This is a genomic window from Pseudorhodoferax sp. Leaf265, assembly GCF_001422365.1.
Taxonomy (GTDB): domain Bacteria; phylum Pseudomonadota; class Gammaproteobacteria; order Burkholderiales; family Burkholderiaceae_C; genus Pseudorhodoferax.
In genome coordinates this window covers 1-6,587 of record NZ_LMMT01000031.1, presented here as the reverse complement: position 1 = coordinate 6,587, position 6,587 = coordinate 1, and the positions used below count along the sequence as shown (strand labels likewise).

General features: G+C 71.6%; 8 protein-coding genes. 6 read left to right on the top strand and 2 right to left on the bottom strand.

All coding sequences use genetic code 11. From position 1 onward, the window contains the following. The 6 genes from ASF45_RS21615 to rbsD form a co-directional block, all read left to right on the top strand. The coding region (locus tag ASF45_RS21615) for a substrate-binding domain-containing protein (protein ID WP_156473129.1) at positions 1 to 280 on the top strand (280 nt) is incomplete at its 5' end. Between the two features lie 2 nt (positions 281 to 282). Beyond that, entirely contained in the window at positions 283 to 1,815 is a 1,533-nt protein-coding gene (locus ASF45_RS21610; protein ID WP_056667707.1) for a sugar ABC transporter ATP-binding protein, read from the top strand. After that, on the top strand, positions 1,812 to 2,786 hold the full coding sequence (locus tag ASF45_RS21605) for an ABC transporter permease (protein WP_056667704.1): 975 nt from the start codon (positions 1,812 to 1,814) through the stop codon (positions 2,784 to 2,786). Before ASF45_RS21610 ends, ASF45_RS21605 begins: the two co-directional genes overlap by 4 nt. A 4-nt stretch (positions 2,787 to 2,790) precedes the next feature. Beyond that, entirely contained in the window at positions 2,791 to 3,801 is a 1,011-nt protein-coding gene (locus tag ASF45_RS21600; protein WP_056667701.1) for a LacI family DNA-binding transcriptional regulator, read from the top strand. After that, positions 3,798 to 4,739, top strand: a complete 942-nt coding sequence (rbsK, locus tag ASF45_RS21595; protein ID WP_056667697.1) for a ribokinase — start codon at positions 3,798 to 3,800, stop codon at positions 4,737 to 4,739. Before ASF45_RS21600 ends, rbsK begins: the two co-directional genes overlap by 4 nt. After that, positions 4,736 to 5,128: a D-ribose pyranase gene (gene rbsD, locus ASF45_RS21590; RefSeq protein ID WP_056667694.1), complete on the top strand. Its 393-nt coding sequence runs from the start codon at positions 4,736 to 4,738 to the stop codon at positions 5,126 to 5,128. Before rbsK ends, rbsD begins: the two co-directional genes overlap by 4 nt. A 31-nt stretch (positions 5,129 to 5,159) precedes the next feature. Here the strand turns inward: rbsD and ASF45_RS21585 are convergent, their stop codons facing one another. Continuing rightward, entirely contained in the window at positions 5,160 to 6,281 is a 1,122-nt protein-coding gene (locus ASF45_RS21585; RefSeq protein WP_056667711.1) for a nucleoside hydrolase, read from the bottom strand. An 11-nt stretch (positions 6,282 to 6,292) separates the two neighbouring features. After that, the coding region (locus ASF45_RS21580; protein WP_156473128.1) for a substrate-binding domain-containing protein at positions 6,293 to 6,587 on the bottom strand (295 nt) is incomplete at its 5' end.

The following is a 6,587-nucleotide window of genomic DNA, read 5'->3' as shown; positions in this document are numbered from 1 at the left end:
GCTGGCGGGCAACGACTCGATGGCGCTGGGCGCGGTGGCGGCGGTCAAGGCCGCGGGCAAGACCGGCAAGGTGGCCGTGGTGGGCTACGACAACATCAGCGCGATCAAGCCCATGCTGCAAGACGGGCGGGTGCTGGCCACGGCCGACCAGTTCGCGGCCAAGCAGGCGGTGTTCGGCATCGAGACGGCGCTCAAGGCGCTGGCGGGCAAGACCGCGCAGAACAGCATGCCGGCCGAGATCAAGACCGACGTCGTGCTGGTCACCAAGGACAGCAAGTAGACATGGCGGGCGAGCCGCCGGTCCTGTCGCTGCAAGACATCGGCAAGGACTACGCCGCCACCGTGCTGGACGGCGTCAGCCTGGACCTGCACGCCGGCCAGGTGCTGGCGCTGACGGGCGAGAACGGCGCGGGCAAGAGCACGCTGTCCAAGATCGTCTGCGGCCTGGTCGCGCCCACGCGCGGCAGCATGCGGCTGGGCGGGCAGCCGTTCGCGCCCAGGACGCGCCGCGAGGCCGAGGCCCAGGGCGTGCGCATGGTCATGCAGGAGCTGGGCCTGGTGCCCACGCTGACCGTGGCCGAGAACCTGCTGCTGGGCCGGCTGCCGCAGCGCGCCGGCTGGGTCGACCGCAGCCGGCTGCGCCGGCTGGCCGAGCAGCAGCTGGCGCGCATTGGCCTCACGGACATCGACCCCGGCGTGCCGGTGGCGCAGCTGGGCATCGGCCACCAGCAGATGGTGGAGATCGCGCGCAACCTGCAGGACGACACGCGCGTGCTGATCCTGGACGAGCCCACCGCCATGTTGACCGCGCGCGAGTCCGAGCGCCTGTTCGCGCAGATCGCCCAGCTGGCGGCGGCGGGCGTCGCGCTGATCTATGTCTCGCACCGGCTGGAGGAATTGCGCCGCATCTGCGACCGCGTGGCCGTGCTGCGCGATGGCCGGCTGGTCGACGCGCGGGCCATGGCCGGCGTCAGCGAAGCCGACCTGGTGCAGCGCATGATCGGCCGCGCGCTCGATGACGAGGCCGACCGACCGCGCCGCCCGGCCGGGCCGGTGAAGCTGCGCGTGCGCGGACTGGGCCGGGCCCAGGTGGTGCAGGGCGTGAGCCTGGACCTGCATGCCGGCGAGGTGTTCGGCCTGGCCGGCCTGGTCGGCTCGGGCCGCACAGAATTGCTGCGGCTGGTCTACGGCGCCGACCGGGCGGACCGCGGCACCGTCGAGCTGCTGGCGGCAGATGGCCAGGCCGCGCCACGCTGGTCCAGCCCGGTGCAGGCGGTGCGCCAGCGCATCGGACTGGTCAGCGAAGACCGCAAGTCCGAAGGCCTGCTGCTGCCGCAGCCGATCCGTGTCAACACCACCGTGAGCGACCTGACCGCCGTGGCGCGCGGCGGCTGGCTGCAGCCGGGCAGCGAGCGCGGCATCGTGCAGGCCCTGGTGCGCAAGCTGCGCGTGCGCTGCCGCGACGAGGAGCAGCCGGTGGCCGCGCTGTCGGGCGGCAACCAGCAGAAGGTGGTGTTCGCGCGCTGGCTGCACCGCGACTGCGAGGTGCTGCTGCTGGACGAGCCCACGCGCGGCGTCGACGTGGGCGCGCGCGCCGACCTGTACGCCGAGCTGGAGCGCATGGCCGCCGACGGCCGTGCGTTGCTGATGGTCTCCAGCGACCTGCGCGAACTGATGGCCATGTGCGACCGCATCGGCGTCATGAGCGGCGGCCGCCTGGTGCAGGTGTTCGAGCGCGGCGCCTGGACCGAACAATCCCTGCTGGCCGCCGCGTTCAGCGGCGTCGGCGAACCACGCAACGAGGAAACGGCATGAGTGCTGCCACCACCCCCGCACCGCGCAGCAGCCTGGGCGCGCAGCTCGGCACCTATCTCGGGCTGGCCGTCGTGCTGCTCGGCATGGTGGCGCTGTTCAGCAGCTTGAGCGAGTACTTCTTCACCGTCGACACCTTCGTCGCCATCGTCAACGAGATCCCGGCGCTGGCCGTGATGGCGGTGGGCATGACCTTCGTGCTGATCATCGCGGGCATCGACCTGTCGGTCGGTTCGGTGCTGGCACTGAGCGCCGCACTGAGTGCCATGGCCGTGCTGCAGTGGGGCTGGGCGCCGCCGGCCGCCGCGCTGCTGGGCCTGGCGGCCGGTGCGTTGTGCGGGCTGGTGCTGGGCTCGGTCTCGGTGGCCTGGCGGCTGCCGTCCTTCATCGTCTCGCTGGGCATGCTGGAGGTGGTGCGCGGCTCGGCCTACCTGGTCACGGGCTCGCGCACGCAGTACGTGGGCGACCGCATCGCCGGCCTGGCGGCGCCGCTCGTGGGCGGCGTGTCGGTGGCCTTCCTGATCGCGGTGGCGCTGGTGGTCGTCGGCCAGCTGGTGCTCACGCGCACGGTGTTCGGCCGCAGCGTGGTGGGCATCGGCACCAACGAGGAGGCCATGCGCCTGGCCGGTGTCGATCCGCGGCCCGTGCGCATCGCCGTGTTCACGCTCACCGGGTTGCTGGCCGGCCTGGCCGGGCTCATGCAGGCCGCGCGCATGGAGGCAGCCGACCCGAACGCGGGCCAGGGCATGGAGCTGCGCGTGATCGCCGCCGTGGTGATCGGCGGCACCAGCCTCATGGGCGGGCGCGGCTCGGTGGTCAACACCTTCATCGGTGTGCTGATCATCGCGGTGCTGGAGGCCGGCCTGGCCCAGGTCGGCGCCAGCGAGCCCAGCAAGCGCATCATCACGGGCTGCGTGATCGTGGTCGCGGTGATCGTCGACACGCTGCGCCAGCGCCGCGCGGCCAGGGGCTGAGGGCATGGCCACCATCAAGGACGTGGCGCGCGCGGCGCGGGTGTCGGTGACCACCGTCTCGCACGTGGTCAACAAGACCCGCTTCGTCAGCGAAGAGGGGCGCAACCGGGTCGAGCAGGCCATCCGCGAACTGGGCTACGTGCCCAGCGCCGTGGCGCGCAGCCTGCAGCGCAGCGCCACCAACACGCTGGGCATGCTGATCCCGAACAGCTCGAACCCGTACTTCGCCGAGATCGTGCGTGGCATCGAGGACCGCTGCTTCGGCGCCGGCTACAACCTGGTGCTGTGCAACACCGACGACGAACCGCGCCGCCAGGGCATGGTGCTGCAGGTGCTGGCCGAGCGGCGGGTCGACGGGCTGATCGTGGTCTCGTCCGGCGAAGACCCGGCCCTGCCCGACCTGCTGGCCGGCCTGCGCATGCCGACCGTCATGGTCGACCGCGAGATCGACACCTTGCCCTGCGACCTGGTGGAAACGGCCCACATGCAGGGCGCGCTGCTGGCAGTGCAGCACCTCACGGCGCTGGGCCACCGGCACATCGCCTGCATCGGCGGGCCGGCCGGCGTGGCCACGGCCGACCAGCGCGCCGAGGGTTGGCGCATGGCGCTGGCCGGCCTGGGCCTGCCCAGCGCGGGCCTGCTGCAGCCCGGTGACTTCACGAGCGAGGGCGGCTATGCCGCCATGCATGCCATCCTGCGGCGCACGCCGCGGCCCAGCGCCGTGTTCGTCGCCAACGACCTGATGGCCATCGGTGCGCTGTGCGCCGCGCACGAGTGCGGCGTGGCCGTGCCCGATGAACTGTCGCTGGTCGGCTTCGACGACATCGAGCTGGCGCGCTTCGCCTGTCCGCCGTTGACCACCGTGGCCCAGCCCAAGCAACGCATCGCCGCGATGGCGGTGGACATGCTGCTCGAGCGCATCGAAGGGCGCCGGCAGGACGTGCGCAAGGTCGTGCTGCAGCCCGAGCTGCGCGTGCGCGCCTCGACCGCACCGTACCGGGGAACAGCGGCATGAGGAGCGCACCGCACATCCTGGTGCTGGGCAGCCTCAACATGGACCTGCTGCTGCGCGTGCCGCGCGCGCCGCAGGCCGGCGAGACGCTGATCGGCCATTCGCTGGCACTGCTGCCCGGTGGCAAGGGCGGCAACCAGGCCGTCAGCTGCGCGCGCCAGGGCGGCCGCGTGCGGCTGCTGGCGCGCATCGGCGAGGATGCCGACGGTCGGGCGCTCCGCGACGCGCTGGTTCAGGACGGCATCGCGCTCGATGCACTGCAGGTCGATCCGCAGCAGCCGACCGGCCGCGCGCTGGTGATGCTGGAGGACTCGGCGCAGAACCGCATCGTCGTGCTGCCCGGCGCCAATGCCGCGTTGCAGACGGACGATGCTGCGCTGGCGCAGCAGCTGCGCGGTGCGCAGTTCTTCGTGACCCAGCTCGAATCGCCGCTGCCGGTGGTGCTGCAGGCCGTGGCCGCGGCGCACCGCGCCGGCTGTCCGGTGCTGCTCAATCCCTCGCCCATGCAGCCGCTGCCCGACAGCCTGTGGCCGCAGGTGGACACGCTGGTGGTCAACGAGGTGGAGGCGGCGGCCTATGCCGGCTGCGCGGTGGCAACGCCCGGGCAGGCCGCCGCCGCCGGCCAGGTGCTGCGCGCGCGCGGCGTGGCGCGCGTGGTGGTGACGCTGGGCGCGCAGGGCGCCGTCACGGTGGAGCAGGGCGGCTGCCGCCTACAGCCCGCGCCGCAGGTGCAGGCCGTCGACACCACGGCCGCTGGGGACACCTTTGCCGGCGCCCTGGCCGTGGCGCTGGCCCAGGGGCAATCACTGGCGCAGGCGACCGCGCGCGGCGTGCGCGCTGCGGCCGTGTGTGTGACGCGCGTGGGCGCGCAGGTGTCGATTCCGACCGCCGCCGAGGTCGACGCCCAGCCCGAGCCACCGGCCGCCCAGGAGCTGCCATGAAGCGCACCACCTTGCTGCATGCAGAACTCTCGCGCGTGATCGCCGGCATGGGCCATGGCGACCTGCTGGTCATCGGCGATGCGGGGCTGCCGATTCCGGCCGGACCGCTGCGCATCGACCTGGCCATCATGCGTGGCGTGCCGCGCTTCGCCGACGTGCTGCAGGCCGTGCTCAGTGAGTTGCAGGTCGAGCGTGCCGTGATCGCGCTGGAGGCCTGCGGCCCCGATGGCGCACAGCGCCCGGCCTGGAGCGCGGGGCTGCCGGTGGTGCCCGGACAGGTGCCGCATGCGCAGTTCAAACAGCTGTGCCAAGGCGCCACGGCCATGGTGCGCACCGGCGAGTGCACACCCTACGCCAACGTGCTGCTCTACGCCGGCGTGGTGTTCTGACGCGCCGCGCTGGCGCGCAGCGCATCGGGCGTCAGGGAATCGGCACCGGCCGCGTGAGCAGGTCCACGTACAGCTCGAAGAAGCGCGCGTTGTCGAACTTCTTCACCACTTTCATCTTCTGCAGCGTCGGACCTGCCGGTTGCGTGGCGTAGCCGATGGACTGGCCGTTGTTCGCCTGGCCGGGCGCGTTGACCACGTCCACATATTCCTCGCTGACCTCGGTCGCGTAGCTGGGGTCGATCAGGTAGGCGATGGTCAGCGTGTCCCAGACGTCCAGCTCGTAGTTCGGGTCGCCCTCGAAACCGATGCCGTTGAAGCCCGGGCCCATGACCTCCTTGAACTGCTTCGTGACGGCGGTCTCGCGCGCGCCATGCGCGATGCGGTTGTAGACCGGCGTGGTCAGTTGCACGGTGTCGGTCACGTCCAGCGGCACCACCACCTGCGGCACTGGCTGGCGCACCACGTATTGCGCGGCTTCGGGGTCGAACCACCAGTTGAACTCTGCTGTCTTGGTGGTGTTGCCCGGCACGTGCACGGCTCCGCCCATGTAGATGATCTGCTGGATCAGCGGCACGATCTCGGGCGCCTTGCGCATGGCCTTGGCGATGTTGGTCAGCGGGCCGATCGCCAGGATGGTGACCCGGCCGGGGTTGGCCTTGATGCTGTCGATCAGGAAGTCGACGGCATGCTGGGACTGCAGCGCCGTGGTCGTTGCGAACCCGTCCGACGGCGCGACCAGTTCGGCGGCGGTAGGCGCCGTTTTCTGCACGCTCCAGGCGCCGTAGTAGCCGTCGTTCTCGGCGCCGGCCGCGATCTCCCGCTCGATGGTGGCCCAGTCGTGCGAGAGCGCGTAGTTCTCGCCTGCGTACACCGGGATGCGCTGGCCCATGCCCAGCCGTTCCACGGACTTGAGCGCCTCGACCACGCCCTGGTCCAGCCACTTGTTGCCCGACACCACGGTGATGCCCAGCACCTGGAGCTTGCCCTGGGCCTGCAGCTGCGCGGCCATCACGCCGAGCTGGCCATCGTCGCTCATCGTGTTGTAGTCGCTGTCGATGATGATCTTCGGCGCGGGATCGTCGTCGCTGCCGCCGCAGCCGTGCAGTGCCAGCGCCAGGCCGGCGAGCACGGCGCCGAAGGTACGTCGTTGCATGGCGGGGCCCTTCACTTGGAATCCTTGGTGACCAGCACGACGTCGGTCTTGATCTCGGCCGGCATGCTGTTCTGCGCGGTCTTGGCCGCCAGCGCCTTGAGCGCCGTCTCGATGCCGAACACCGCCTGCTTGGCCGCGAACTGGTCGGCCGTGGCCAGCACCCGCCCGTCTTTCAGCATGGGCTTGATCGCGCTGATGTTGTCGTAGCCCACCACGGCCACCTTGCCGGTCTTGCCCGCGGCCTTGACCGCCGCCACCGCGCCCAGCGCCATCGGCCTTGACCGCCGCCACCGCGCCCAGCGCCAT

Coding starts and splice junctions, on each gene's coding strand:
- ASF45_RS21605 (WP_056667704.1), top strand. CDS start 1,812: ATGAGTGCTGCCACCACCCCCGCACCGCGCAGCAGCCTGGGCGCGCAG.
- ASF45_RS21610 (WP_056667707.1), top strand. CDS start 283: ATGGCGGGCGAGCCGCCGGTCCTGTCGCTGCAAGACATCGGCAAGGAC.
- rbsK (WP_056667697.1), top strand. CDS start 3,798: ATGAGGAGCGCACCGCACATCCTGGTGCTGGGCAGCCTCAACATGGAC.
- ASF45_RS21585 (WP_056667711.1), bottom strand. CDS start 6,281: ATGCAACGACGTACCTTCGGCGCCGTGCTCGCCGGCCTGGCGCTGGCA.
- rbsD (WP_056667694.1), top strand. CDS start 4,736: ATGAAGCGCACCACCTTGCTGCATGCAGAACTCTCGCGCGTGATCGCC.
- ASF45_RS21600 (WP_056667701.1), top strand. CDS start 2,791: ATGGCCACCATCAAGGACGTGGCGCGCGCGGCGCGGGTGTCGGTGACC.